At 27.0% G+C, this 22,507-nt stretch carries 37 protein-coding genes; 36 read left to right on the top strand and 1 reads right to left on the bottom strand.

The genetic code is table 11. The features are described from left to right. Nucleotides 1–117: 117 nt before the first annotated feature. The 36 genes from rpsJ to OC680_RS01175 all read left to right on the top strand — a co-directional run bounded on the left by rpsJ (nucleotide 118) and on the right by OC680_RS01175 (nucleotide 21,450). Nucleotides 118–432 carry a 30S ribosomal protein S10 gene (gene rpsJ / locus OC680_RS01350; protein WP_304515331.1) on the top strand — a complete coding sequence of 105 codons (315 nt, stop codon included), beginning with the start codon at nucleotides 118–120 and terminating at the stop codon, nucleotides 430–432. Nucleotides 433–521: 89 nt separating this feature from the next. Then, entirely contained in the window at nucleotides 522–1,187 is a 666-nt protein-coding gene (rplC, locus tag OC680_RS01345; RefSeq protein WP_304515330.1) for a 50S ribosomal protein L3, read from the top strand. Beyond that, nucleotides 1,174–1,803, top strand: coding sequence for a 50S ribosomal protein L4 (gene rplD, locus OC680_RS01340; RefSeq protein ID WP_304515329.1), 630 nt, complete (start codon nucleotides 1,174–1,176; stop codon nucleotides 1,801–1,803). The genes rplC and rplD overlap by 14 nt, the downstream gene beginning before the upstream one ends. Next, on the top strand, nucleotides 1,796–2,086 hold the full coding sequence (rplW, locus tag OC680_RS01335; RefSeq protein WP_304515328.1) for a 50S ribosomal protein L23: 291 nt from the start codon (nucleotides 1,796–1,798) through the stop codon (nucleotides 2,084–2,086). The genes rplD and rplW overlap by 8 nt, the downstream gene beginning before the upstream one ends. 65 nt (nucleotides 2,087–2,151) lie before the next feature. Further along, nucleotides 2,152–2,982, top strand: a complete 831-nt coding sequence (gene rplB / locus OC680_RS01330; RefSeq protein ID WP_304515327.1) for a 50S ribosomal protein L2 — start codon at nucleotides 2,152–2,154, stop codon at nucleotides 2,980–2,982. Nucleotides 2,983–3,002: 20 nt separating this feature from the next. Beyond that, on the top strand, nucleotides 3,003–3,287 hold the full coding sequence (rpsS, locus tag OC680_RS01325; RefSeq protein ID WP_304515326.1) for a 30S ribosomal protein S19: 285 nt from the start codon (nucleotides 3,003–3,005) through the stop codon (nucleotides 3,285–3,287). A gap of 22 nt (nucleotides 3,288–3,309) precedes the next feature. After that, a complete protein-coding gene (gene rplV, locus OC680_RS01320; RefSeq protein WP_304515325.1) occupies nucleotides 3,310–3,693 on the top strand; it encodes a 50S ribosomal protein L22 in 384 nt (127 codons plus the stop codon). Next, nucleotides 3,677–4,426, top strand: coding sequence for a 30S ribosomal protein S3 (gene rpsC / locus OC680_RS01315; protein WP_304515324.1), 750 nt, complete (start codon nucleotides 3,677–3,679; stop codon nucleotides 4,424–4,426). Before rplV ends, rpsC begins: the two co-directional genes overlap by 17 nt. Nucleotides 4,427–4,467: 41 nt before the next feature. Next, complete coding sequence (gene rplP, locus OC680_RS01310) at nucleotides 4,468–4,884, top strand: 50S ribosomal protein L16 (RefSeq protein WP_304515323.1); 417 nt, start codon at nucleotides 4,468–4,470, stop codon at nucleotides 4,882–4,884. Continuing rightward, entirely contained in the window at nucleotides 4,884–5,105 is a 222-nt protein-coding gene (rpmC, locus tag OC680_RS01305) for a 50S ribosomal protein L29 (RefSeq protein WP_304515322.1), read from the top strand. Before rplP ends, rpmC begins: the two co-directional genes overlap by 1 nt. A 127-nt stretch (nucleotides 5,106–5,232) precedes the next feature. Then, nucleotides 5,233–5,496, top strand: coding sequence for a 30S ribosomal protein S17 (rpsQ, locus tag OC680_RS01300; RefSeq protein WP_344676875.1), 264 nt, complete (start codon nucleotides 5,233–5,235; stop codon nucleotides 5,494–5,496). Then, nucleotides 5,493–5,873, top strand: coding sequence for a 50S ribosomal protein L14 (gene rplN / locus OC680_RS01295; RefSeq protein ID WP_304515321.1), 381 nt, complete (start codon nucleotides 5,493–5,495; stop codon nucleotides 5,871–5,873). Before rpsQ ends, rplN begins: the two co-directional genes overlap by 4 nt. 9 nt (nucleotides 5,874–5,882) lie before the next feature. Further along, a complete protein-coding gene (gene rplX, locus OC680_RS01290; RefSeq protein ID WP_304515320.1) occupies nucleotides 5,883–6,227 on the top strand; it encodes a 50S ribosomal protein L24 in 345 nt (114 codons plus the stop codon). 19 nt (nucleotides 6,228–6,246) lie between these two features. Next, nucleotides 6,247–6,792, top strand: a complete 546-nt coding sequence (gene rplE, locus OC680_RS01285; RefSeq protein WP_304515319.1) for a 50S ribosomal protein L5 — start codon at nucleotides 6,247–6,249, stop codon at nucleotides 6,790–6,792. A gap of 20 nt (nucleotides 6,793–6,812) precedes the next feature. Beyond that, the gene (gene rpsN / locus OC680_RS01280) at nucleotides 6,813–7,082 is read left to right on the top strand and encodes a 30S ribosomal protein S14 (protein ID WP_304515318.1); all 270 of its coding nucleotides are present in this window, start codon (nucleotides 6,813–6,815) and stop codon (nucleotides 7,080–7,082) included. A gap of 23 nt (nucleotides 7,083–7,105) precedes the next feature. After that, nucleotides 7,106–7,486, top strand: a complete 381-nt coding sequence (rpsH, locus tag OC680_RS01275; protein ID WP_304515317.1) for a 30S ribosomal protein S8 — start codon at nucleotides 7,106–7,108, stop codon at nucleotides 7,484–7,486. 16 nt (nucleotides 7,487–7,502) lie between these two features. Continuing rightward, nucleotides 7,503–8,045, top strand: a complete 543-nt coding sequence (gene rplF / locus OC680_RS01270; RefSeq protein WP_304515316.1) for a 50S ribosomal protein L6 — start codon at nucleotides 7,503–7,505, stop codon at nucleotides 8,043–8,045. 22 nt (nucleotides 8,046–8,067) lie between these two features. Then, nucleotides 8,068–8,421: a 50S ribosomal protein L18 gene (gene rplR / locus OC680_RS01265; RefSeq protein WP_304515315.1), complete on the top strand. Its 354-nt coding sequence runs from the start codon at nucleotides 8,068–8,070 to the stop codon at nucleotides 8,419–8,421. A 5-nt stretch (nucleotides 8,422–8,426) separates the two neighbouring features. Beyond that, nucleotides 8,427–8,957, top strand: a complete 531-nt coding sequence (rpsE, locus tag OC680_RS01260) for a 30S ribosomal protein S5 (protein ID WP_344676931.1) — start codon at nucleotides 8,427–8,429, stop codon at nucleotides 8,955–8,957. After that, complete coding sequence (rpmD, locus tag OC680_RS01255; RefSeq protein WP_304515313.1) at nucleotides 8,954–9,148, top strand: 50S ribosomal protein L30; 195 nt, start codon at nucleotides 8,954–8,956, stop codon at nucleotides 9,146–9,148. Before rpsE ends, rpmD begins: the two co-directional genes overlap by 4 nt. A 1-nt stretch (nucleotide 9,149) precedes the next feature. Then, the gene (gene rplO, locus OC680_RS01250) at nucleotides 9,150–9,593 is read left to right on the top strand and encodes a 50S ribosomal protein L15 (RefSeq protein WP_304515312.1); all 444 of its coding nucleotides are present in this window, start codon (nucleotides 9,150–9,152) and stop codon (nucleotides 9,591–9,593) included. 6 nt (nucleotides 9,594–9,599) lie between these two features. Further along, nucleotides 9,600–10,865 (top strand): preprotein translocase subunit SecY, encoded by a 1,266-nt coding sequence (gene secY / locus OC680_RS01245; protein ID WP_304515311.1) that lies wholly within the window; start codon nucleotides 9,600–9,602, stop codon nucleotides 10,863–10,865. 46 nt (nucleotides 10,866–10,911) lie between these two features. Next, a complete protein-coding gene (map, locus tag OC680_RS01240) occupies nucleotides 10,912–11,655 on the top strand; it encodes a type I methionyl aminopeptidase (protein WP_304515310.1) in 744 nt (247 codons plus the stop codon). Between the two features lie 29 nt (nucleotides 11,656–11,684). Further along, the gene (locus OC680_RS01235) at nucleotides 11,685–11,921 is read left to right on the top strand and encodes a translation initiation factor IF-1 (protein ID WP_304515309.1); all 237 of its coding nucleotides are present in this window, start codon (nucleotides 11,685–11,687) and stop codon (nucleotides 11,919–11,921) included. After that, nucleotides 11,918–12,034, top strand: a complete 117-nt coding sequence (gene rpmJ / locus OC680_RS01230) for a 50S ribosomal protein L36 (RefSeq protein WP_304515308.1) — start codon at nucleotides 11,918–11,920, stop codon at nucleotides 12,032–12,034. The genes OC680_RS01235 and rpmJ overlap by 4 nt, the downstream gene beginning before the upstream one ends. 26 nt (nucleotides 12,035–12,060) lie before the next feature. Then, nucleotides 12,061–12,471, top strand: a complete 411-nt coding sequence (gene rpsM / locus OC680_RS01225; RefSeq protein WP_304515307.1) for a 30S ribosomal protein S13 — start codon at nucleotides 12,061–12,063, stop codon at nucleotides 12,469–12,471. 3 nt (nucleotides 12,472–12,474) lie between these two features. Beyond that, the gene (gene rpsK, locus OC680_RS01220; RefSeq protein ID WP_304515306.1) at nucleotides 12,475–12,867 is read left to right on the top strand and encodes a 30S ribosomal protein S11; all 393 of its coding nucleotides are present in this window, start codon (nucleotides 12,475–12,477) and stop codon (nucleotides 12,865–12,867) included. Between the two features lie 17 nt (nucleotides 12,868–12,884). Beyond that, nucleotides 12,885–13,844, top strand: coding sequence for a DNA-directed RNA polymerase subunit alpha (locus OC680_RS01215; protein ID WP_304515305.1), 960 nt, complete (start codon nucleotides 12,885–12,887; stop codon nucleotides 13,842–13,844). A 35-nt stretch (nucleotides 13,845–13,879) separates the two neighbouring features. Then, entirely contained in the window at nucleotides 13,880–14,236 is a 357-nt protein-coding gene (rplQ, locus tag OC680_RS01210; protein WP_304515304.1) for a 50S ribosomal protein L17, read from the top strand. Between the two features lie 253 nt (nucleotides 14,237–14,489). After that, nucleotides 14,490–15,314, top strand: coding sequence for an energy-coupling factor ABC transporter ATP-binding protein (locus OC680_RS01205; RefSeq protein WP_304515303.1), 825 nt, complete (start codon nucleotides 14,490–14,492; stop codon nucleotides 15,312–15,314). Further along, nucleotides 15,290–16,156: an ATP-binding cassette domain-containing protein gene (locus OC680_RS01200; RefSeq protein ID WP_304515302.1), complete on the top strand. Its 867-nt coding sequence runs from the start codon at nucleotides 15,290–15,292 to the stop codon at nucleotides 16,154–16,156. The genes OC680_RS01205 and OC680_RS01200 overlap by 25 nt, the downstream gene beginning before the upstream one ends. After that, nucleotides 16,149–17,156 carry an energy-coupling factor transporter transmembrane component T family protein gene (locus OC680_RS01195; protein ID WP_304515301.1) on the top strand — a complete coding sequence of 336 codons (1,008 nt, stop codon included), beginning with the start codon at nucleotides 16,149–16,151 and terminating at the stop codon, nucleotides 17,154–17,156. The genes OC680_RS01200 and OC680_RS01195 overlap by 8 nt, the downstream gene beginning before the upstream one ends. A gap of 249 nt (nucleotides 17,157–17,405) precedes the next feature. After that, on the top strand, nucleotides 17,406–18,023 hold the full coding sequence (gene tmk, locus OC680_RS01190) for a dTMP kinase (protein ID WP_304515300.1): 618 nt from the start codon (nucleotides 17,406–17,408) through the stop codon (nucleotides 18,021–18,023). Continuing rightward, a complete protein-coding gene (locus tag OC680_RS01185) occupies nucleotides 18,020–18,970 on the top strand; it encodes a hypothetical protein (protein WP_304515299.1) in 951 nt (316 codons plus the stop codon). Before tmk ends, OC680_RS01185 begins: the two co-directional genes overlap by 4 nt. Before the next feature lie 18 nt (nucleotides 18,971–18,988). Further along, the gene (rsmI, locus tag OC680_RS01180) at nucleotides 18,989–19,846 is read left to right on the top strand and encodes a 16S rRNA (cytidine(1402)-2'-O)-methyltransferase (protein WP_304515298.1); all 858 of its coding nucleotides are present in this window, start codon (nucleotides 18,989–18,991) and stop codon (nucleotides 19,844–19,846) included. A 26-nt stretch (nucleotides 19,847–19,872) separates the two neighbouring features. After that, nucleotides 19,873–21,450 carry a class I tRNA ligase family protein gene (locus OC680_RS01175; protein ID WP_304515297.1) on the top strand — a complete coding sequence of 526 codons (1,578 nt, stop codon included), beginning with the start codon at nucleotides 19,873–19,875 and terminating at the stop codon, nucleotides 21,448–21,450. A gap of 91 nt (nucleotides 21,451–21,541) precedes the next feature. Here OC680_RS01175 and OC680_RS01170 read toward each other — a convergent pair whose 3' ends face one another. Further along, complete coding sequence (locus OC680_RS01170; RefSeq protein WP_304515296.1) at nucleotides 21,542–22,201, bottom strand: hypothetical protein; 660 nt, start codon at nucleotides 22,199–22,201, stop codon at nucleotides 21,542–21,544. Nucleotides 22,202–22,507 lie beyond the last annotated feature (306 nt).

Below are 22,507 nucleotides of genomic sequence, written 5' to 3'. Positions count from 1 at the left end.
TTATTTCATGTAGAAATAAATTAATTATTTTTAATTTTTTTTGTTAGCAGAATTGTTAAATATATTGTGTATTATTTTTAACAATTTAATATTTCTTAATGAAAGAGGATTGAAGAAATGGCTCAAAAACAAGAGGTTGTTAAGATTCTATTGAAAACTTATGATCATCATTTAATTAACCAAATAACGCAAAATATTATTGATAGTATTTCTGACACGGGTGTTCAAATAAGAGGTCCCATCCCGCTTCCGACTAAAAAAGAAATTTTTACTGTTTTGCGTTCTCCTTTCGTTAATAAAGATAGTAGAGAACAATTTGGCCGTTTAACGCATAAACGTTTGATTCAAATTATTAATCCGAACGCCAAAGCAATTAATGTATTAATGAACATGAATATTCCATATTCTGTTAATATTTGCATAAAAAAATAAATTTTTTTCATATTATTGATTATTCATTAAAACATCTAAACATAATTTTTATGTTTTGTTATCATAATTTCTTAAATAAGGAGAACATAATGTCTAAAGGGATTTTAGGAAAAAAAATAGGAATGACTCAATATTTTGATGAACAAGGTTTTTGTATTCCTGTTACTGTTGTTTATGTAGCTGATAATGTTGTTATTCAGCAAAAAACAACTGAAAAAGACGGCTATCAAGCTACTCAATTGGGATTTGCTACTAAAAAAGAAAAATTAACAAAAAAACCGCTTAAAGGTCATTTTCAAAAAGCAAAATCTATTCCTAAATCTTTTCTTAAAGAAATTTCTTTTGCCGAAAATATTAAAAACGAATTAACAGATTTGAATATAGGTCAAATATTAGACAGCAAAATTTTCTTTTCTGGAGAGTTTGTAGATGTAACATCAGTCAGTAAAGGTAAAGGATTCGCTGGAACGATTAAAAAATACAATCAAAGTGTAGGTCCTAATTCTCATGGTTCTCGATTCCATAGAAGGCCTGGTTCTAATGGTCCTATTAAAGGTAATCAAAAAGGTAAACATTTACCTGGGCAAATGGGGTTTCGCAAAACCACAATACAAAATTTAAAAATCGTTTCGATTGTGCCTGATAAAAATTTATTTTTAATTAAGGGAAGTGTACCTGGCCCAAAAAGTAGTTTTTTAACAATTAGATCTTCTGTTAAAAAGATAACAAGAGAGGGTTCAAATGTTAAAGTATAAAATGTTAAATATGAGTGGCCAATTATGTCAAGAAATATTTTTGCCAAAAGAAGTTTTTGGTATTAAACCTAATCAACAAGTTTTGTATGATGTAATTAATAAACAAAAGGCGGCTCAGCGCCATGGTAATCATAAAACTAAAAGCAGGTCTGAAGTTTCTGGAGGTGGTCGTAAACCTTGGCCACAAAAAGGAACAGGAAAATCACGCCAAGGTACTATTCGTTCTCCTATATGGACAGGGGGGGGGCATACTTTTGCTCTGAAAAAAAGAGATTATGATTTTAAAGTAAATTATAAAGTTAGAAAATTAGCTTTAAATTCAGCTTTTTCTTTTCATACTAAACGAAAAAGTTTAATCATTTTAGATTTATTATATTTACAAACATCTAAAACTAAAGAAATTAAAAATATTTTAAAACAATTACACGTTGCTGATAAAATTTTAATCATAGTTCGCGAATTAAATGATAATTTAGTGCGTGCTACTAATAATTTGCCTCAAGTTATTCTAGAAAGTTGTTCGCATGTTAGTGTTTATGAAATTTTAAATGCTAAATATCTGCTTATGACTCAAGATGCTATTAATTATTTCGAAAAGGTGCAGCAAAATGATTAAATATTACGATTGTCTTAAATCTCCAATAATTACTGAATCAACTAATAAAAAAATGGAATTACATAATAAATATACTTTTAAAGTGGATAGAAAAGCTAATAAAATAGAAATTAAAAAAGCTGTAGAATATATTTTTAATGTTAAGGTTCTTTCGATAAATACCAGTCATGTATTACCTAAGTTTAAGAAGAAAGGTAAATATGCAGGGTATACATCGGCTTATAAAAAAGCAATTGTTCAAATAGTTCCAGGTCAAAGAATAGTTGATTTCGGCGATTTATAAGCATACAATGTGAAGATAAACAAACCAAAATAAAGTTTTCATTTTTAAAAGAAAGGTAATTTTTTATGTCTATTAAAAAATATAAACCCACCTCTAATGGACATCGTAATATGCGTTTACAAAGTTTTGCACAAATTACTAGCTCCAAACCAGAAAAGAAATTATTATTATTTAAAAAAAATACAGGCGGCCGTAATAACCAAGGTTTAATAACAATAAGAGGCCGTGGTGGTGGAGCAAAACAAAAAATTCGTCTTATTGATTTCAAACGTAACAAAGATAATATACCGGGAAAAGTAGCTACTATAGAATATGATCCAAAACGTAATGCTAATATTTCTCTAATTCATTATCAAGATGGAGAAAAGAGATATATTCTATCTCTTAAAAATTTAAATGTAGGTAATGAAATTGTTTCAGGCATTGGTGCGGAAATTAGAGTTGGAAATGCCTTGCCTTTAATAAATATTCCTGTTGGTTCTGTAGTTAGTAATATCGAGTTGAAACCTGGTAAAGGCGGTCAAATAGCTCGTGGCGCTGGTTCTTATGCACGAATTATTAAAAGAGAAGATAAATACGTTGTTTTAAGTTTACCGTCTGGTGAAATAAGGAAAGTTTTGTCTTCTTGTCGAGCTACTATAGGCGAAATAGGAAATGAAACTTATAAGTTAATTAGAAATGGCAAAGCAGGAAGATCACGTTATTTAAACAAGAAATCTAAAGTACGTGGCACAGCGATGAATCCTAATGATCATCCACATGGCGGAGGAGAAGGACGAGCTCCTATCGGTCACTCTGAATCTAGAACTCCTTGGGGCAAGAAAGATCGTGGAATTAAAACACGCAAAAAAAATAAATTTTCTACTAAATTAATTCTTAAACATCGTAAAAAATAAAATAGGGAGTAAATTTGAATATGGCTCGTTCAATTAAAAAAGGGTCCTTTGCAGATGAATATTTATTATTAAAAATACGTCAACAAAACGAAAATAAAACTAAAAAACTTATTCAAACTCGTTCGCGCAGAACTAATATTACACCTGAGTTTGTTGGTCATAGAATTGCAGTTCATAATGGTAGAGAATATATCCCTATTTTTATTACGGAAGATATGGTAGGTTTTAAATTAGGTTCTTTAACATTAACTCGCAAAGTGGCTGTTCATGCTAAAAAAGATAAAAAAATAACTAAACATAAATAGAAGGGTGGATAGGAATGGTTTTATGTATGATGTGAAAGCTATTGTAAATCAAGCAGCTATCGCTCCTAGAAAAGCACGTTTAGTAGTGGATTTAATTCGTAATAAACATGTAAAAGAAGCACAAGCGATTTTAACTTTTACTTCTAAAGCAGCGTCACCAATTATTTTAAAATTGTTAAATAGCGCTATTGCTAACGCTGTTAATAATTTTAATTTGGATGCGGCAAATTTATATGTGAAAAAAATTTTTGTTAATGAGGGATTACGTATGAAACGTTTGTTGCCAAGAGCTAAGGGAAGAACTAATAAAATTCAAAAAAGAACTAGTCATATAACAATTGTTATCTCTTCTCAACAACAAACAGAAAACAAGAGAAAGGAAATTCAAAATGGGTCAGAAAAGTAGCCCTATTGGGTTAAGATTATCACTACTAAAAAATTGGTCATCTAAATGGTATGCCGAGGATAAACAAGTACCTGTTTTAATTCATGAAGATTATCGAATTAGAACTTTTATCAGTAATTATTATACAAAAGGCACAATTTCCCTTGTTGAAATTCAACGTCTCAAAAAAACAAATAAAGAAGAAGTGCAAATTTATCTTCATACTGCTAAATTAGGTATTGTTATAGGCACTGACAATAAACAAAAAAATAAATTAATCCAAAGTATTCAAAAATTAATTCAAAAAGATGTTACAGTTCATGTTATTGAAGTTAAAAATCCTGATGGAGTAGCTTCTTTAGTAGCTCAAAATATTGCTGTACAATTAGAACAGAGGGCTTTTTTTAGATCTGTTCAAAAGATAGCTGTTCAAAAAGCTTTAAAAACAGGAGTCAAAGGAATTAAAATTATTATTTCAGGGCGTTTAGGTGGAGCTGAAATTGCAAGACAAGAATCTATAATTAGAGGGATTTTACCTTTAGGTACTTTTAGATCTCTTATTAGTTATGCTTATGCTTCAGCTTATACTGTCTATGGTGTTATAGGGGTTAAAGTGTTTATTTGTCATGGTGATTTTATTCCTAAACCTATTCAAAAAGTTATTAAGTCTTCTACTCCTACTTTTACTGAAGATAAAGCAGCCAAGATATTATCTACTTCGGGATTTCATAATGATAAAGATTCTAAAATTTAAGTTATATCTTAAACAGTTGTAAAAAAAAGAGGAATAATATTATGTTAATGCCGAAAAAAACTAAATATCGTCGTTTACATCGTTTGAGTTATGAAGGCAAGTCTAAAGGACAAACAAAAATTATTAATGGTAATTATGGTCTTGTTGCTCAAACAGGAGCTTGGATTGATGCTCGTCAAATAGAATCTGCTCGTATTGCTATGACTCGTCAATTAAAAAGAGAGGGTACTGTAATTATTAATATTTTCCCTCATTTACCTTTAACTGAAAAAAAGCTAGTCAGAATGGGTTCGGGCAAAGGAAATACAGCTCGTTGGGTAGCAGTTGTTAAAAAAGGTAGAGTTATTTTTGAAGTTAGTGATTTGAATAATGTAGCAGCAATAGAAAAAGAAGCTTTAAGGTTAGCATCCCATAAATTACCTGTTAAAACTAAAATTGTTAAAAGAGGGCAGGAATAATGAAAGCTAAGGAAATACGGCAAATGTCTAATGATGATATTCATAAACAAATCATTTATTTGAAAAAAGAGTTATTCGATAATAAATTAAAATTAGATTTATCTAAATTAAAAAATACATCTAATGTTCGGAAAATAAAAAAAACTATTGCTAGATTAAAAACTATTATGAAAGAAAACGAAATATTTGACAAAAATAATTCCAAATTCAATAAAATATAATATAAATAATTATTTCTGAATCTTTATTCAGACAAATTTGATTTAGTTTATAGCATTAAGTTTAAACTGAAAAAAACAGTTTTATTTTTGCCAAATATAATAAATAAATGAAAGAGAGTTGATATGCATGCGTAATTGTAGAAAGCTTTTTACAGGCAAAGTTGTATCTGATAAAATGCAGAAAACTATAGTTGTTGCTGTTCGTTATTATCAAAAAGACCCTTTGTATAAAAAACGAGTTACAAAAGTGAGTAAATTTTATGTTCACGATGAGTATGAAAATGCTAAAATAGGGGACTTAGTTTATTTTTCAGAAACAAGACCTTTGTCTAAAAATAAAAGATTTCGTTTATTGAAAATACTTTTATCTGATGAAGGTGTTAAGTCATGATTCAAATTAATAGTCGTTTAACAGTTGCCGATAATAGCGGCGCTAAAGAGGTTTTAGTTATTGGTATTCCTGGAGCTACTAGAAAACGTTATGCCCATATTGGAGATGTAGTTATTGTTTCTATCAAGAAAGCAATCCCTTCTAGTTCAATAAAAAAAGGGGTTGTGACTAAAGCTTTGATTTTACGCACTAAATACGGCACAAAAGGCAAAGATGGTAGTTATATTAAATTCGATGATAATGCCGTAGTCATTATAAAAGATGATATGACTCCTAGAGGAACCAGAATTTTAGGTCCTGCAGTGAAGAATCAAAAATTTAAAGATAGTAATTTTTCTAAGTTTCTTTCCTTGGCTGAAGAATTATTGATAATATGAGGTTTTGTGATGTATATTAAAATAGGTGATATAGTAGCTGTTATTGCAGGAAAAGATCGTTATATAGTTCATCCTGATAATAAAAAGAAAATAATTAAAACCGGAAAAGTAGTAAAAGTTTTTTTTAAAGAAAAAAAAGTTTTAATAGAAGGTGTTAATATAGCAACTAAACATAAAACTGTTTCTGAAAATAATAAAAAAGGGAATATTATTAGAGAAGAAATGCCGATTCATATTTCTAATGTTGCTTTGATTGATCCTGTAGAAAAGATTCCTATTCGTGTAGGAATTCGTTTTGAATCCGGTAGAAAAATACGTTATTCTAAAAAAACAGGTTTAGCAATTTCTAATTAAAGGAAAAGGTTAAAAAGAAATGAATAAAAATAATAATGATATTGAAAATAATTCTTTTTCGTCTTTAAAAGAAATTTTTAATGTTAAAACCATAATGCAAGTCCCTAAAATAGAAAAAATAGTTATTAATATGGGAGTAGGTAGAGCTGCTTCTGATACTAAAATTTTAGAAGAATGCCAAGAACAATTAACTCTAATAAGTGGGCAATTGCCTATTGTTATTAAAGCTAAAAAATCTATTTCTAACTTTAAATTAAGAGAAGGCATGTCTATTGGTTTAAAAGTTACTTTAAGAAGAACTAAAAAAGAATTTTTTTTAAATAAATTGATTCATATAGTTTTATCAAGATTAAAAGATTTCTCTGGTCTTTCTCTTAAATCTTTTGACGGAAGAGGTAATTATAATATCGGTATAAAGGAACAAATTATTTTTCCTGAAATTAGTTTTGATAAAATTAAGAGAATTTTTGGTATGGATATTTGTATTGTTACTACTGCTAAGAGCAATGAAGAAGCTAAAAAATTATTAGAATTTTATGGCATGCCTTTCAAAAGAAATATATAAAAAAGGAGTATTTAATTTTTATGGCTAAAAAATCTAAAATTATTAAAAATTTCAAACAACAACAATTGTTTTGGAAATATAGGGAAAAACGTTTAGAATTAAAACGTAACAAAGATTATCAGGGGGTATCTCGTTTGCCTGTTAATTCTTCTCCTGTTCGCTGTAAAAATATAGATAAAATTGATGGCAGAGCAAGAGGATATATGAGAAAGTTTGGAATTTCTAGAATTAATTTTCGTTTATTGGCTAATAAAGGCGAAATACCTGGCATCATAAAAATGAGTTGGTAAAAAGAAAGGAAAATATAATATTTATGGTAATGACTGACCCTATTGCTGATTTGTTAACAAGAATTCGTAATGCTAATGCTATGCGTTATGAAAAAGTTTTAGTCCCTATTTCAAACTTAAAAATTCAAATATTAGAGATTATGAAAAAAGAAGGTTTTATTAGAAATTTTCTTTTAGATTCGAATAAAAAAAATATTATTATTCAACTTAAATATGATTTAATCACCAAAGAATGTGCTATTAAAGGATTAAGAAGGGTTTCCCAGTATGTTACTGTTAGAAACATTCCCCAGGTTTTCAACGGGTTCGGCGTAGCTTTAATTTCCACATCTAAAGGAATTTTAACAAATTACGAAGCTTTGTCATCTCGTATAGGTGGTCAAGTTTTAGCTTTAATTTGGTAATAATGAAGGAGAATACATGTCCCGAGTAGGTAAAAAAGTTATTTTAGTTCCTGAAAATATTCAAGTTGAAATTAAAGATAAAAATTTGGTTTCTGTGAAATCTCCGAAAGGAGAATTAATATATCAATTTAATCCTCTTTTAAACATTCTTTTGAAAAATAATTCAATCACTATTACACGACCTAATGATAAGGTTTTTATGAAAAAAATACATGGTACTACAAGATCTTTGTTAAATAATATGATTACAGGATTAAAGGAATGTTTTGTTAAAAAATTAGAAATTGTAGGATTAGGTTATAATTGTCGTATTGATGGATCTCAATTAATTTTTAAATTAGGTTTTTCTCATGAAATTGTTGTTGATATTTTACCTGAATTAGAAGTAGAAGTTTCTAATAAAACATTTATCACTATTAAAGGTACTGAAAAACAATTAGTGGGAGAATTTGCCCAAAAATTAGTGTCTCTTTATAAACCAGAACCTTATAAAGGTAGAGGTATACGTTGTGTTGGAGAATATATTTATCGTAAAGCTGGTAAAAGTTCTAAAAAATAAAATAAAAGGATTTATTGGAAATATGATTAAAAAAATATCTTCTCAAATGTTACGAAAAAAACGTCACTTACGTTTAAGAAAAAGTATTATAGGTAATGCCCAAAAACCACGTTTAAATGTTTTTTATTCTAATAAATATTTTTATGTCCAAATAATAGATGACCAACAAGGTATAACTCTATGTAGCGTCCATAGTAAGGAAATTAATGCTAATAAGATTAATGCTACAGTAGCTTCAGATGTCGGCAAAAGAATTGCTAAAAAAGCTTTAGACAAAGGTATTTGTCATGTCGTCTTTGATCGTGGTGGGCGTTTATATCATGGACGTGTCAAAATTTTAGCTGATTCCGCTCGTAAAGAAGGTTTAGTATTTTGAAAGGAATGACAATTATGAAGAAAGAAATTACTAACAAAAAAAAATCTCTCTTTGAAGAAAAAGTAGTCAGTATAAATAGAATTGTTAAAGTAGTTAAAGGCGGTCGTCGTTTTCGTTTTTCTGCATTAGTTGTGGTTGGTGATAAAAAAGGGCAAATAGGTTTTGCGTCTGGAAAAGCCCGAGAAATTCTAGATGCTATAAAAAAAGCTTTAGAAAAAGCAAAAAAAAATTTAGTTTCTATACCACTAAAAGGGACAACAATTCCTCATGAAATTGTAGGTCATTTTGGAGCTACTAAATTTCTTTTAAAACCTGCTTCAAAAGGAACAGGTATTGTTGCTGGAGGAAAAGCAGCAAGATCAGTTTTAGAATTAGCTGGAATCACTGATATTTTAACAAAATCTTTAGGTGCTAGAACACATGTTAATGTTTTGAGAGCTGTAATGGATGGCTTTTCCCAATTAAGAAATATAAAAGATGTAGAAAGAATTAGAGGCATTTCTTTAGAATCACGTATCAGAGGTGTATCCAAATGACCAAAATAGAAATTCAACTACGTAAAAGTTTAATCGGTAGAACTCCTAATCAAGTTAAAAACGCCCATCATTTAGGATTAAAAAAAATTCGCCAAAAAGTTATTAAAGAAAATATTGCGACTATTAGAGGAATTGTTAAAAAAATTAGTCATTTGGTCATAGTGAAAGAAATTTCTGAAAGGAAAATTTAGTATGTTACATTTGTTAAAACCAGTTAAAGGTGCTAGAAAAACTATTAAACGTTTAGGAAGAGGGCCTGGAAGCGGGAATGGTAAAACTTGTGGGCGAGGACATAAAGGACAATTAGCACGTTCTGGTGGTAAAACTAGGATTGGATTTGAAGGCGGTCAAACATCATTTTTTCAAAGAATTCCTAAGCGAGGTTTTTATAATGTTAACAAAAAACAATATAATCTTATTAATATAGAAAAATTAGAATTTTTTGATAATGATACTTTAGTGACAAGAGATTTATTATTAGAGAAAAAAATTATTAAAAAAAACAATTATTCGATTAAAATTTTAGGTAAAGGTCATTTAAATAAGAGACTAGTTGTTCAAGCTTCTAAATTTTCTCGCAAAGCTCAAGATATAATTCAAAAATCTGGAGGAAATATAGAAATAATAAAAAGGTAGTTTGTAATGAAATTATTAGTAGATTATTTCAAAGATAAAAAAAATGTAATTAAAAAAATTCTTTTTACCTTAATTATTGTTTTGATTTATGTAATTGGAATTAATATATATATTCCTTGTATTCCGCCAATGATATTAGAATTAGCTAAATTAAAGAGATTTGTTGTGCAAGATTTTTCTATATTTAATAACCCTATGCCTATATATCTTTTATCTTTAGGAGTTGTTCCTTATATTACGGCTTCTATTGTAATGCAGTTAGCTCATAAAGTATTTCCTTGGATGAAAGAATGGAACGAACACGGCGAAATAGGGAAATATAAAATCAACTTAGTTACTAAATGCTTAACTTTATTAATTGCTATAGGGCAAAGTTTATCTTTAATTTTACGTGCAGGCATTTTTGATATTTATTTTCAAAAAACTCTTGTTATCCAAGTAATCTTTTTTTTAGTTGTTGGTACTTTTATTTGTATTTGGTTGTCTGATTTAATTAGTTCTAAAGGAATAGGTAATGGTATTTCTCTTTTAATAGTTATAAGTGTAAGTGAAAATTTATCCAGAACTTTGAAATATTTATTTTCTAATAATAATTTGTTAAGTTTAACACAAAGATTATTGATTATATTTTCGTTTTTGATTTTGTTAATTTTAACAATTATTTTATGTTCGTCTTATTTAAAAATACCTATTAACTATGCTACACAACAAGATCATAAAAAAATCAAAAATTATATTCCTTTGAAAATTAATACTTCTGGTATTTTACCGGTTATTCTAGCTAACACTTTGTTAAGTGTAATCCCTACTATAGGTGCTTTTTTTAAACCAGATAGTGCCTTAAGACAATTGATTACTAAATTTCAAAACTCCCAATATAATTACTTGGGGTTAGGTTTTTTTGTTTATCTCTTGTTAATTTTATTATTTTCAGTGTTTTCAGTTTTTATAATGATTAATCCAAATGATATTGCAGACCATTTATCTAAACAAGACGCTTATTTAGAAGGTGTTAAACCAGGCGAGCAAACTGTTTATAAACTTACACAAGAATTATTCAAAGTTACTATTATGGGGGCATTATCTTTGACTTTGTTAGCTGCTTTTCCAGATTTAATTAATTTTATGGTTTTAAAACAATTACGTATTAGTCAATCCTTCAATTTAGGCGGTACTAGTCTTTTAATTATTGTTGGAGTAGCTATTGATATTGTTCAATTCATTTCTTCTGGCAAAACTAATGTTAAGAGGTTATATAACAAACTCTTTTAATATTTATATTGGATAAATATGTTTAAGAGTTAATTAGAGGCTTTATATGTTATCAATTAAATCATGGGATGAAATCGCTGTAATGAAAACAGCAGGACAAATTTTATCTAAAATAAAAAAACAATTATTTGTTTTTTTAAAAGAAGGGGTTTCTACTTGGCAGTTAGATCAAATTGCTGGCGAATTAATGGCTAAACACGGAGTTATTTCTGCTTTTAAAGGTTATAAAGGTTATAAGGGCAATGTTTGTATATCTGTGAATGAAGCTATAGTTCATGGATTGCCATCGCGCCAAAAAATTTTAAAATGGGGGGATATTGTTACTCTAGATTTAGGTATAAGATATAAAGGATATTGTGTAGACACAGCTTGGACTTATGCTATAGGACAAATTCCTAAAAAAGTAGAAAATCTTCTCCAACATACTCAAGAAGCTTTATATGCGGGAATAAGTAAAGTTAAACCGGGTAATTATATATCAGATATTACTTATGCTATTTCAGCAATTGGTAAAAAATATAACTATGGTATAGTTGAAGTATTTTCTGGACATGGCATAGGATTACATCTACATGAGGCTCCTCGTATTTTTAATTTTGATTTTGTCGAGCAAAACTATTTATTAATTTCAGGAATGACTTTTTGTATTGAACCTATGTTTACTTTAGGTAGTAAAGACGTTATAATCATGGCTGATGGTTGGACAGCTATTTCAAGAGATAATAGTTTAAGTGCTCATTTTGAACATACTATTTTAGTAACTGATCATGGATATGAAATTTTAACATAAAAAAATATGGAGGTGATAAAAATAGAATTATGGCCCATGAAGCTGAATTATTAACTTTTGATGCTAGAGTCATTGAGATATTGCCTGGTGAAAAATTTAAATTAAAACTTTTAGATGACAAGAATAACCACGAAGATATTATTGCTCGTATCTCAGGCAAAATACGTATTAATAATATTCGTATTATCTTAGGAGACAAAGTGCGAGTTGATTGCAATAAACGTATTATTTATCGTTATAATACTAGAAAAGGGGAAACAACATGAAAGTCAGAGCTTCTGTAAAAAAACGTAGTATTGACGACATTATTGTTAAACGTAAAAAAAAAATTTATGTCATAAATAAAAAAAATCGTCGTAATAACCAAAGACAAGGATAGGGGTTAGAAAGGAGTCTTACTGGATTATGTTGAGAATTGCAGGAACAGATATTCCTAGTAATAAGAGTGTATTTATTGCCCTTACTTATATTTACGGTATTGGTCGTAAAACTTCTCTTAAAATTTTAAGAACATTAAATATCAACGAAAATATAAAAGTTCAAGATTTAAGCGAAGAACAATTATCTGTTATTAGAAATGAAATTAATATATTAAATGAGAAAGGGTTTTTAAGACGAGAAGCCCCCTTAATGAACATTAAACTTTTAATGTCAATAAATTCTTACAGAGGAAAACGACATATTTTAGGTTTACCAGCTAGAGGCCAAAACACAAGAAATAATGCCAAAACAACTCGTCGCAATCGACAAAAAAATGTTTTGAATTTCGCGAAACAAAATAAAAGCGGCAAAAATATAAAAAGAAAAGGATTATAATTGATGAAGTCTTTGACTAAACAAGTTAAACGTAAAAAAATCAAAAAAAATTTTCCTGCTGGAATTGTGCATATTCATAGTACTTTTAATAATACAATTATTAATGTTACTGATTTGTATGGCAATTCCATTGTTAGTTGCAGCGCTGGTAAATTAGGCTTTGATGGTAGCCGCAAATCAACTTTTTATTCCGCTCAGCAAGTCGCTAAAAAAGTAGCCTTGTTAGCTAAAGACTATGGAATGCAGAAAGTGGAAATTTGGGTTAAAGGCCCTGGTGTTGGTCGTGAAACTGCTATTCGTACTTTTAACGATGAAGGTTTTAAAATTTCTGTTATCAAAGATGTGACTCCCATCCCTCATAATGGTTGTAGACCACCTAAACGTCCTCGTGGTTGATAAAAAAGGATATAGTTATGAAAAAATTACAATTTTTAAAACCTATTATGATAATTCAAGAGGAAAACACTAATTCTCATTATGGTAAATTTGTTATTCAATGTTTACAATCTTCTCATGCTAATACTTTAGGCAATTCCATTAGAAGAATTTTATTATCTTCTTTGCCTGGAGCTGCTATTGTTAATATCCGTATTGAAGGATTTGATCATGAATTTAATGTTATTCAGGGTGTCTATGAAGATATAATGTCCATTGTTTTAAATTTAAAAAAAGTAGTTATATCTGTTAATAATTCAATAGATGATTTTGAAGAAAAACTAGAAATTAATGTAGTAGGCCCAAAAGTTATAACAGCAGCTGATTTTCAAAGTGTTCCTGGAGTAACTATTATTAATAAGGAACATGTAATTGCTCATTTATCAAAAAATACTCACTTTAAGATGATAGCTACAGTCAGAAAAGGGATCGGTTATTGTTCTGCTGAAGAAAATAAAATCTATAATCAAGGTCGATTTGGATTGATTGCAATAGATTCTTTGTATACCCCTGTTGTAAAAACTTCTTATCATGTAGAACAAAAATTAGGTAAAAAAGAAGAACTAGTTATAGAAATTGAAACTAATGGTGCTATTACCGCAAAAAAGGCTTTATCTCTTGCTGCTAAAATTTTAGTTGATCATTTAAATGTTTTAGTGAATTTATGCGAAGAAACTAAAAAGATAGACTTTATTTATGAACCTAAAATAGAAAGTCATAATCACGCTTTAGATTTTAAAATTGAACAATTGGAATTATCTGTTAGATTGTTGAATAGTTTAAAGAAATCAGGCATTCATACTGTTAAAGAATTAGTTATCCAACAAGAAAAAGATATTATGAAATTAAATAGTTTAGGTAAAAAATCTTTTGAAGAATTAAAAGAAAAAATGAACGCATTAGATCTTCATTTTAATATGAAAATTGACGAAAAATAAAATAATATTTTTAAAAAAGAGGTTTAAATTATAAAATGAGTTATAGTAAACTGAGACGTAATACCCCTCAAAGAAAATCTTTATTAAGAAGTTTAGTTTCTGATTTAATTATTCATGAACAAATTATAACTACTTTATCCAAAGCTAAAGAACTTAGAAAAATAGTTGAAAAAGCAATTACTCTGGGTAAAAAAAACACTTTGTTCGCTAAAAGAAGAGCTTTGCTATTGTTCTTCAATGAAAAAGTGACTCCAAATCAAACTGTTTTACAAAAATTATTTAATGAAATATCCACTAAGTATCATGCAAGAATCGGTGGTTATACTAGAATTATTAAAACTGAGTTTCGCCGAGGCGATTCAGCTCCTATGGCAATTATTTCTCTGGTTTAGTAATTTGAACAGTATATAAGTGGTTTTAAAGTTAAAAGAAATTAATAATTCATATTTTGCATTTGTTGAAAAAGCTAACAATTTTAGTAATTTTTCAATTATTGCCGTAAAAATAAATATTTTGTTTGGTTTTTGTAATGTAATAATTAGCCATTCCTAAATTTATAAATTTTGGATGAGATTATAAAAATGAAATTATAGTTTGTTTAGTTTTGTTTCTGTATAAAATAAAATTTGAAAAATTAGGTATAAAATGATTATTGTTAAAAATTTAAGTTTTGGGTATAAAAAAGATTTATCAATATTAAATAATATAAATTTTAAAATTTTGCCAGGTCAATGGGTCTCTATAATAGGTGATAACGGTTCGGGTAAATCAACTTTGGCTAAAATTTTAGCTGGTTTATTGCAAATACAAAAAGGTAAAATTTTTATTAATAATTTCGAGTTAAAAGAAGAAAATTTATCTCTATTACGAGCTTGTATGGGAATTATTTTTCAAAATCCTGATTATCAATTTGTAGGTTTCGATGTACGAAGTGATATTGCTTTTGGCTTAGAAAACCAAAGATTATCTAGGCAACGAATGCAGCAAATAATTACTAAAATTTCGCAAGAATTAAATATTTATGATTTACTAGATAAAAAACCTCAAGATTTATCAGGAGGCCAAAAACAAAAAGTAGCTATTGCTTCAGTTTTAGCTATGAATCCGGAAATTATTATTTTGGATGAACCAACCTCTTTTTTAGATCCACAAGGAGTAAAAGAAATAAACGATATTGTAAAAAAAATTCATAAAGAAAAAAAGAAAATTTTAATTACTATTACACATGATTTAGAATTTGCTTTACAGAGCGATGAGATTATTTTTTTAAATCGAGGTTGTTTACTAAAACAAGATATGCCAAAAAATTTTATAAAAGATTATTTATTTTTGCAAAAATATTTTGTTAAATTACCGTTATCTTTGAAAATATATTATGCAATGGAACAGGAAAAAAATTTAAACATAATAAAACTAGAAATTTTGCAACAAATACAGGATATTTTATGGCAATACAGTTTAAAAATGTAACGTTTTACTACAAAAAAAAAGAAAAATATGCTATTCAAAATATTAATTTAACAATTAACCAACAAAATGAATTTATTGCTATAATTGGTCCTATAGGATCTGGTAAATCGACTTTAGTCCAGATGATGAATGGTTTATTGTTACCTTCAGAAGGGCATTTAGAAGTATTTCACCAAAAAATAAGTGCTAAAAATTCATCTAAAAAATTAACCACTTTAAGAAAAAAAATAGGTTTAATTTTTCAATTTCCGGAATACCAATTATTTGAAACAACTGTTTTAAAAGATGTAATGTTTACTCTTAATAATTTTAAGCAAACAAATGAAGTTATCAAAAAAATATCTATCGATGCTTTAAACAAAGTTGGAATTACATCAGATCTATTTTATAAATCACCTTTTCAATTATCTAGTGGACAACAAAGAAAAGTGGCTATTGCCGGCATTTTAGTCATGAATCCTTTTATTTTAATTTTAGATGAACCTACTCGTGGGTTAGATAACAGAAGTCAATTAGAAATTATGCATGTTTTAAAACAGATGTATCAAAACGAAAAAAAAACTATTATTTTTATTACTCATGATATGGATTTAGTAGCTGAATATGCTAATAGAGTTATTTTTTTAGAAAAAGGGGAAATTATTTTTGATGGTATGAAAGACGATTTTTTTAGTCATAAAAAATTTTCCGAATTAGAATTATATGAACCTCAAACTTTTAAAATTTCTAGATTATTAGAAAAGAAATTGAATATTTCATTTTATCCAACATATTCTTATAAAAATTTATTAGAATATTTACGAAAATTTTATCAAAAGGACAACATAGATAATGATGATTGATAATGTATATAATGATTTATATGTTCAAAAACAAAAATCTTTTTTATACTTTATTCACCCATCTGTCAAAATTATTTCAATTATTTGTTTATTTAAAGTGGTTTTAGGGTTAGATATTACTTTTTTAAGCGAACTAAATCATAAAAGATTTTTAATGATATTTTTATATTCATTATTTGTTTTTATCTTTTTTTTGTTTTTGTTTTTTTCGTCAATAGAAATTGATATTTCTTTTATAAGTTTATTAAAAAAAATTTCTAATTTTAATTTTCTTATTATTTTCAGTTTAATGGTTCATTTATCTTTAACAAGATCTTCACAACATGATATTGAAATTTGTATTTGGCCAATTCCTTATACTCTATTATTAATTTTAATTTTTGCTTACATTTTGAAAAAAAAAATAAACAAATATGTTTACTATATTTTGTTTTTCTTTTTTATTTTCATATTACCTTTTTTAATTTATAAATTGAATTTTTTAGCACCTAATATACTACAGATATTTTTTTTAAAACCTCAACATTTATTAAAAATTTTATCACTTTTGATTCGTATTTTATTAATATTAATATTATTTATGTTGTTTGGAGAAACTACTTCTTTTATGGAAATGAATTATGGGTTAGAAAATGTTTTGCGCCCTTTAAAAAAAATTAAATTTCCTTTAGAATTTTTCTCTATTGTTATGTCTTTGATTTTTATGTTTATCCCTTTTTTGTTGGAAGAAACCAAAAAAATTATTAAAGCTCAAATGTCTCGGGGCATCAACTTTTACACTAAAAATATTTTAAAAAAGATTTATTATTTATTATCTTTATTAATTCCTGTTTTTATTATTTCTTTTCGCAAATCTTCGGTTTTGGCTAATGCAATGGAAACTAGAGGTTATATTGTAGGAGCTTCTCGTACTAAATTAATTCATTATAAAATGACTGTTCAAGATTACTTTGTGTTATGTTTCTGCTTGTTGCTTTGTGTATGGAGTTTTTTATGTTAGAATATTTTTTGTATAACAGAAAATCTTTTTAAAATATTTAAAAAAAGTTTATATAATTATGTAATAATTCTAGCGATTAATAGATTTAAGTCTTACTATAAAATTAAGTTAAAAATGTTTTGACATAAAAATAATTATTTGTTTATTTTTTTATCACTTAATAATAAGTTTTTTCATATAATATTATTATTTGCTGTAATAGAAAAATAGTTACAGTTAAATTAGATTTGAAAATAAGGTATTTATATTATGTTTATTTCTTTTGAAGGTGGAGAAGGAGTTGGTAAAACTACTCTAGCTATTTATTTATTTAAAAAAATAGTCAACAAATATCCAGTTATATTAACTAAGGAACCTGGAGGATGTAAATTTAATATTCCGATTAAAAAAATACTGATGCAATTTTATAATAAAGTGGATTTTATAACAGAAGCTTTATTATACGCTGCTGATAGAACTGAACATTTAACCAAAGTTATTATCCCTGTTTTGCAACAAAATAAAATTGTCATTTGTGACCGTTTTTTAGATTCTTCTTTTGTATATCAAGGATATGTGAGAAAATTAGGAATAAATTTTATTCAAAAGATTAATCCACTAGCTTGCGAATGGTTACCTGATGTAACTTTTTATTTAGATGTAGATCCTAGCATTGCTCTTCAAAGATTAAAATCACAAAGAAAACAAAAAATTGAATATTTTGACTTACAAAAAAAGCATTTTCATGATCAAGTAAGACAAGGTTATTTACAACTTTGCTTACAATATCCTCAAAGAATTTGTAAAATTAACGCGAATCGTTCTTTAAAAGAAATTCAATTATCTATCGCTATTAAAATAAAAGAATTATTTCAAATTGACTTATGAATACATCTGATTTTTTACTAAAACAATTTAAAACAATTATTAAAAATGATAAATTATCTCATCTATATTTAATAGAAGGCGGAAGTCTTCAAGAACAAAAAAAATTGGCATTTGATTTAGCTTATGAATTTCTTAAAAAGAACTCTTTGCATATTCCTTTAATGACGTTAATTCAACAAAATAATTATCCTAATTTTTATTATTTGTGTCAACAAAATAGTTTGCCTATCAAAAGAGAACAAATCTTAGAAATGTATAATTACTTTGGACAAACTTCTCTTATTCAACAAAAAAAAGTTTATGTCATTGAGGAAATAGAACATATTCATAAGCAATCTATTAGTAGTTTACTTTATTTTTTAGAAAATCCTATCAACGAAAATATTCTAGGGATTTTATTAACTAGCAATATTAATTTAGTTTTACCTACTATTCTTTCAAGGGCTCAAGTTTTTTCTTTAAGTAATCATTCTAATTATGTATTAGACAACGATTCGATAATAAAAAAAAGAGGTGCTTTGGATTTTATTTTGATTTCTTTATTAGTTGATTTGCATAAAAAAGATATACATTTATCTAAAGATAATTATTATTTAGATTTTAAAAAGTTTTTTTTATTTTGTATAAATGTTTTCGATCATGTTCATTTTTTGCAAAATTTATTTGTTCAAGCTCAGTTTTTAACTCTAAAAGATCATTTTATGCATGATTTTATTTTTATTATGACAAAATTTTTTTTAGATTTACATTATAAAAAAAGCAATTTAGCGTTTTCATTTCCAGAAAATTTATTAAATAAAAAATTTTTTCTCGATTTAACTTTACCCCAAATTAATATTTTTTTAGAAGTTTTTGCTAGAATGGAAAAAAAAGTTCTTTTTTTAAATAACACATTTTGTCTAATGGCTTTGTTATTAGAAATTGAACAAAAAAAGAAAGAGTTATGATTTAAAAATTTTTTAGTTATGGTAATAATAACACAAAACACTTTTACGGACCCTAAAGCTATTTTATATTTAGTTTCAACCCCTATCGGTAATATGTTAGATCTAACTTTTAGAGCTTTAGAAATTTTAAAAAAAGTTGATTATATTTTTGCTGAAGATACTAGACGTGCTCGTAAAATTTTGCATTTTTATAAATTTACAAATGAATTAATTTCTTTGCACAAATATAACGAAAAAAAACGTATAGCACAAATTTTATCTTTATTAAAAGCTAATAAACAATTAGCATTAATTAGTAACGCAGGTACTCCTTTAATTAGTGATCCAGGGATTTTACTAGTGAGAACAATCAAAAAAGCTGGTTTTCATGTGAGTTCAGTGCCAGGTGCTTCGTCTTTACTATCTGCTTTTAGTATATCTACTTTTGATATACCTTTCATATTTTTAGGCTTTTTGCCTAAAAGTAAAAATAAAAAAACAAATATACTAGTACAATATCGTTTCTTTGAGGGAACTTTAATTATATATGAATCTCCGCTGAGAATAAAAGAAACATTATTATTAGTACAAAAACAATATCAAATACGTAATGTCGCATTGTTACGAGAACTAACTAAAAAATTTGAAACTATCATTCACGGTGATATTAATGAAGTAATACAAGAAAAATTATCTTTCAAAGGAGAATATGTTTTAGTGATTGAAGGTAATAAATCGCTCGTTTGGTATCAGAATATTTCTTTAGAAGAACATATTATGTTTTTCTTAAAACAAGGTTATTCTCGAAAAGAAGCTTTGAATAAGGTAGCTAAAGAACGTAAAATTCCTAAAAAAACAATTTATCATAAATACTGTATTACAAATAATTTTGAATAAGCTTTAATTTTAATAAAGGATATTATATGAATATGATAAAAAAAAAGTTTTTTATTGCAACTTCTATTGTCTACGCTTCTTCTCTCCCTCATATAGGCAATGTATATGAAATGATTTTAGCTGATTCTATAGCTCGTTTTAAGAAATTAGATGGGTATGATGTTTATTTTCAAACTGGAACAGATGAACATGGCCAAAAAATAGAAAAAAAAGCTGCTCGAAAGAATATTAATGCTCAAGCATATGTAAATCATATATCTACAGAAATAAAACGCATCTATGATTCATTAAATATTCAATATGACTATTTCATCCGAACTACTAGTCTTTCACATAAACAAAATGTGCAAATTATTTTAGAAAAACTTTTTGCACAAGGCGATATTTATAAAGGGTTATATGAAGGTTGGTATTCTGTTTCGGAGGAAAGTTATGTTTCAGAAAAAGATTTAATTGATCATAAAATGCCTAATGGCGAAAGTCCTATTTGGACTAAAGAAGAAGTTTATTTTTTTAAAATATCTAAATATCAAGATAAATTACTAAAGTATTTAGAAGAAAATCCTTATTTAATTTTACCGATAGAAAGAAGAAAAGAAATATTTAATTTACTTAAAACCCCTCTTACAGATTTAGCTATTTCTAGAACTTCTTTTCGTTGGGGCATTCCTTTAAGCTTTGATCCTAAACATATTACTTATGTGTGGATAGATGCTTTAAGCAATTATATTACTGGTTTAAACGATGAATTGAATTTTAATGTGTTTAACATAAATGATAAATTTAGAAAATATTGGCCTTGCGATTTACATGTTATAGGTAAAGACATTAGCAAATTCCATCTTATTTATTATCCGATTCTATTAATGTCTTTAAACTTGCCTTTACCTAAACAGTTTTTAATTCATCCTTGGATTTTATTTAATGAAAAAAAAATGTCGAAATCTACTAACAATGTAGTTTACACAGATGATCTATTACAGATTTTTCCTTCAGATGCTATTAGATATTTTGTTTTGAGTAAAATTCCTTCTCTTTCCGATGGTATTTTAACTTATGATCTTTTTTATGATCAATATAACGCTGATTTAGCAAATACTATTGGTAATTTATTAAGTCGTTCCTTAGGCATGATTAAATCGTATCGTAACAATCAACTAACGAAAATTCTTATAAAAGAAGATTTAGGTATTAACCTATCTCAAAAAGCTGTAAATACTTTATCTTTAATAAGAAATTGTATGTTATTTTACCAAGTGAATGATGCTTTAGCACAAATAATAAAATTAGCTCGTTCATGTAATAAATACATTGATATGGTGAAACCATGGAATTTAGCGAAAGTCCCATGTTCAGAAAATAATAATAAATTAGATTTTTGCTTGTATAATTTAGTAGAAACTTTGCGTTTTATTGGGGTTTTGTTAAAACCTTTTTTACCTGTAACTGCAAAATTAATTCTAAAATATATTCAATCAGAAGAAAATACTTTTTCTAGTTTAAAAAAGTTCGGTATTACTAGAAGTAAAACAATGTTGCAAGCAGATAAAAAACTTTTTGAACGCTTACGGAATCCTAATTTAATTAAAACAAAAAATATATGAAAAAATGATTTTTCTAGTATGATTATTTGTTGTAAAAAAAGTTCATCAACTTTATAACTCTTTTTTTAATGAATAATACTCAAATCCGACTTTATAACATAAAAGAAGCATAATCAGCTAAAGCAGTTGTAGAAGTTTGAATACAACTATCTAAAGAATGGGAAGAAGAAATAATGCTAGAAGGCGAAATAGAAGAGTCCTCAAATTTTAAACATTTAATTAAAGAAGAGGATGAAGACGAGGAAGCAGAAGGAGTCAGCTGTAAATTAGAAATAGAGTTATTGGTGTCATGAAAATTCTTGTTGGTATTAATATTATTATCCAAATTGTTTTTTTGCATACAAAAATCAGAAACAAATGTCTCAAAATCGTTAATAGAGACAGTGTTCGTTAATACTTGTTGTTTTATTTGTTGTAAAGACTGAATAAGTTTTCTTTTCTTATCTAATGATTGAGTATCAGTGGTAGAAGGATTAGTAAAGGCTAATTCCGATGAAAAAGCAATGATAGTGTTTAATTGGTTGTCGCGAATACTATCATTCATTGTAATAGTTGGTATTTTAACAGATATCAAAGCAGAATTGGCATGTGTGGGAGAAACAACATTTGCAGATGAATCTGCAGTGGAAGATGGATTAGAATTAGGAATAGCAGATAATTTTGTAGCAGGAGTATAAGCACCGGATTTATTTTGATTTATTTTGAAATATTTTTTAAAATCGGAGTTAATCGATAATAAAATAAATACCATAAAGATTAATAAGAAAAGAAATAATAAAATAGCTAAATTGAGTTTAGTTATTTTGTAACGAGAACCAGAAGAAGATGCATAAGAATTTGTGTTATTTGTATTAACAACATTAGAAGAACTTTTAGCAAAAAGATTACGTATTTTTCTGAATTTAGGAAGTAAACTTAATAATTCAAGCGGAATAGGTGATAAGAAGGTTAATAATGGCTGAAAGTTAAAAGTGCTCTGACAAATGACATTGGTGATAACCTACTTTTTTCCTATATTTATACTTTTGTTGTAACACAAAAAATGATAATTGCAACC

Source organism: Candidatus Phytoplasma melaleucae, from assembly GCF_030588185.1.
GTDB classification, from domain to species: Bacteria; Bacillota_I; Bacilli_A; order Acholeplasmatales; family Acholeplasmataceae; genus Phytoplasma; species Phytoplasma melaleucae.
The sequence above is the reverse complement of the archived record's forward strand: the minus strand, read 5'-3'. Positions and strand labels throughout refer to the sequence as shown.

Bases quoted from the DNA above. Each gene is read 5' to 3' on its own strand.
- rpsJ (WP_304515331.1), top strand. From the start codon at position 118: ATGGCTCAAAAACAAGAGGTTGTTAAGATTCTATTGAAAACTTATGAT.
- rplC (WP_304515330.1), top strand. From the start codon at position 522: ATGTCTAAAGGGATTTTAGGAAAAAAAATAGGAATGACTCAATATTTT.
- rplD (WP_304515329.1), top strand. From the start codon at position 1,174: ATGTTAAAGTATAAAATGTTAAATATGAGTGGCCAATTATGTCAAGAA.
- rplW (WP_304515328.1), top strand. From the start codon at position 1,796: ATGATTAAATATTACGATTGTCTTAAATCTCCAATAATTACTGAATCA.
- rplB (WP_304515327.1), top strand. From the start codon at position 2,152: ATGTCTATTAAAAAATATAAACCCACCTCTAATGGACATCGTAATATG.
- rpsS (WP_304515326.1), top strand. From the start codon at position 3,003: ATGGCTCGTTCAATTAAAAAAGGGTCCTTTGCAGATGAATATTTATTA.
- rplV (WP_304515325.1), top strand. From the start codon at position 3,310: ATGTATGATGTGAAAGCTATTGTAAATCAAGCAGCTATCGCTCCTAGA.
- rpsC (WP_304515324.1), top strand. From the start codon at position 3,677: ATGGGTCAGAAAAGTAGCCCTATTGGGTTAAGATTATCACTACTAAAA.
- rplP (WP_304515323.1), top strand. From the start codon at position 4,468: ATGTTAATGCCGAAAAAAACTAAATATCGTCGTTTACATCGTTTGAGT.
- rpmC (WP_304515322.1), top strand. From the start codon at position 4,884: ATGAAAGCTAAGGAAATACGGCAAATGTCTAATGATGATATTCATAAA.
- rpsQ (WP_344676875.1), top strand. From the start codon at position 5,233: ATGCGTAATTGTAGAAAGCTTTTTACAGGCAAAGTTGTATCTGATAAA.
- rplN (WP_304515321.1), top strand. From the start codon at position 5,493: ATGATTCAAATTAATAGTCGTTTAACAGTTGCCGATAATAGCGGCGCT.
- rplX (WP_304515320.1), top strand. From the start codon at position 5,883: ATGTATATTAAAATAGGTGATATAGTAGCTGTTATTGCAGGAAAAGAT.
- rplE (WP_304515319.1), top strand. From the start codon at position 6,247: ATGAATAAAAATAATAATGATATTGAAAATAATTCTTTTTCGTCTTTA.
- rpsN (WP_304515318.1), top strand. From the start codon at position 6,813: ATGGCTAAAAAATCTAAAATTATTAAAAATTTCAAACAACAACAATTG.
- rpsH (WP_304515317.1), top strand. From the start codon at position 7,106: ATGGTAATGACTGACCCTATTGCTGATTTGTTAACAAGAATTCGTAAT.
- rplF (WP_304515316.1), top strand. From the start codon at position 7,503: ATGTCCCGAGTAGGTAAAAAAGTTATTTTAGTTCCTGAAAATATTCAA.
- rplR (WP_304515315.1), top strand. From the start codon at position 8,068: ATGATTAAAAAAATATCTTCTCAAATGTTACGAAAAAAACGTCACTTA.
- rpsE (WP_344676931.1), top strand. From the start codon at position 8,427: ATGACAATTATGAAGAAAGAAATTACTAACAAAAAAAAATCTCTCTTT.
- rpmD (WP_304515313.1), top strand. From the start codon at position 8,954: ATGACCAAAATAGAAATTCAACTACGTAAAAGTTTAATCGGTAGAACT.
- rplO (WP_304515312.1), top strand. From the start codon at position 9,150: ATGTTACATTTGTTAAAACCAGTTAAAGGTGCTAGAAAAACTATTAAA.
- secY (WP_304515311.1), top strand. From the start codon at position 9,600: ATGAAATTATTAGTAGATTATTTCAAAGATAAAAAAAATGTAATTAAA.
- map (WP_304515310.1), top strand. From the start codon at position 10,912: ATGTTATCAATTAAATCATGGGATGAAATCGCTGTAATGAAAACAGCA.
- OC680_RS01235 (WP_304515309.1), top strand. From the start codon at position 11,685: ATGGCCCATGAAGCTGAATTATTAACTTTTGATGCTAGAGTCATTGAG.
- rpmJ (WP_304515308.1), top strand. From the start codon at position 11,918: ATGAAAGTCAGAGCTTCTGTAAAAAAACGTAGTATTGACGACATTATT.
- rpsM (WP_304515307.1), top strand. From the start codon at position 12,061: ATGTTGAGAATTGCAGGAACAGATATTCCTAGTAATAAGAGTGTATTT.
- rpsK (WP_304515306.1), top strand. From the start codon at position 12,475: ATGAAGTCTTTGACTAAACAAGTTAAACGTAAAAAAATCAAAAAAAAT.
- OC680_RS01215 (WP_304515305.1), top strand. From the start codon at position 12,885: ATGAAAAAATTACAATTTTTAAAACCTATTATGATAATTCAAGAGGAA.
- rplQ (WP_304515304.1), top strand. From the start codon at position 13,880: ATGAGTTATAGTAAACTGAGACGTAATACCCCTCAAAGAAAATCTTTA.
- OC680_RS01205 (WP_304515303.1), top strand. From the start codon at position 14,490: ATGATTATTGTTAAAAATTTAAGTTTTGGGTATAAAAAAGATTTATCA.
- OC680_RS01200 (WP_304515302.1), top strand. From the start codon at position 15,290: ATGGCAATACAGTTTAAAAATGTAACGTTTTACTACAAAAAAAAAGAA.
- OC680_RS01195 (WP_304515301.1), top strand. From the start codon at position 16,149: ATGATTGATAATGTATATAATGATTTATATGTTCAAAAACAAAAATCT.
- tmk (WP_304515300.1), top strand. From the start codon at position 17,406: ATGTTTATTTCTTTTGAAGGTGGAGAAGGAGTTGGTAAAACTACTCTA.
- OC680_RS01185 (WP_304515299.1), top strand. From the start codon at position 18,020: ATGAATACATCTGATTTTTTACTAAAACAATTTAAAACAATTATTAAA.
- rsmI (WP_304515298.1), top strand. From the start codon at position 18,989: ATGGTAATAATAACACAAAACACTTTTACGGACCCTAAAGCTATTTTA.
- OC680_RS01175 (WP_304515297.1), top strand. From the start codon at position 19,873: ATGAATATGATAAAAAAAAAGTTTTTTATTGCAACTTCTATTGTCTAC.
- OC680_RS01170 (WP_304515296.1), bottom strand. From the start codon at position 22,201: ATGGTATTTATTTTATTATCGATTAACTCCGATTTTAAAAAATATTTC.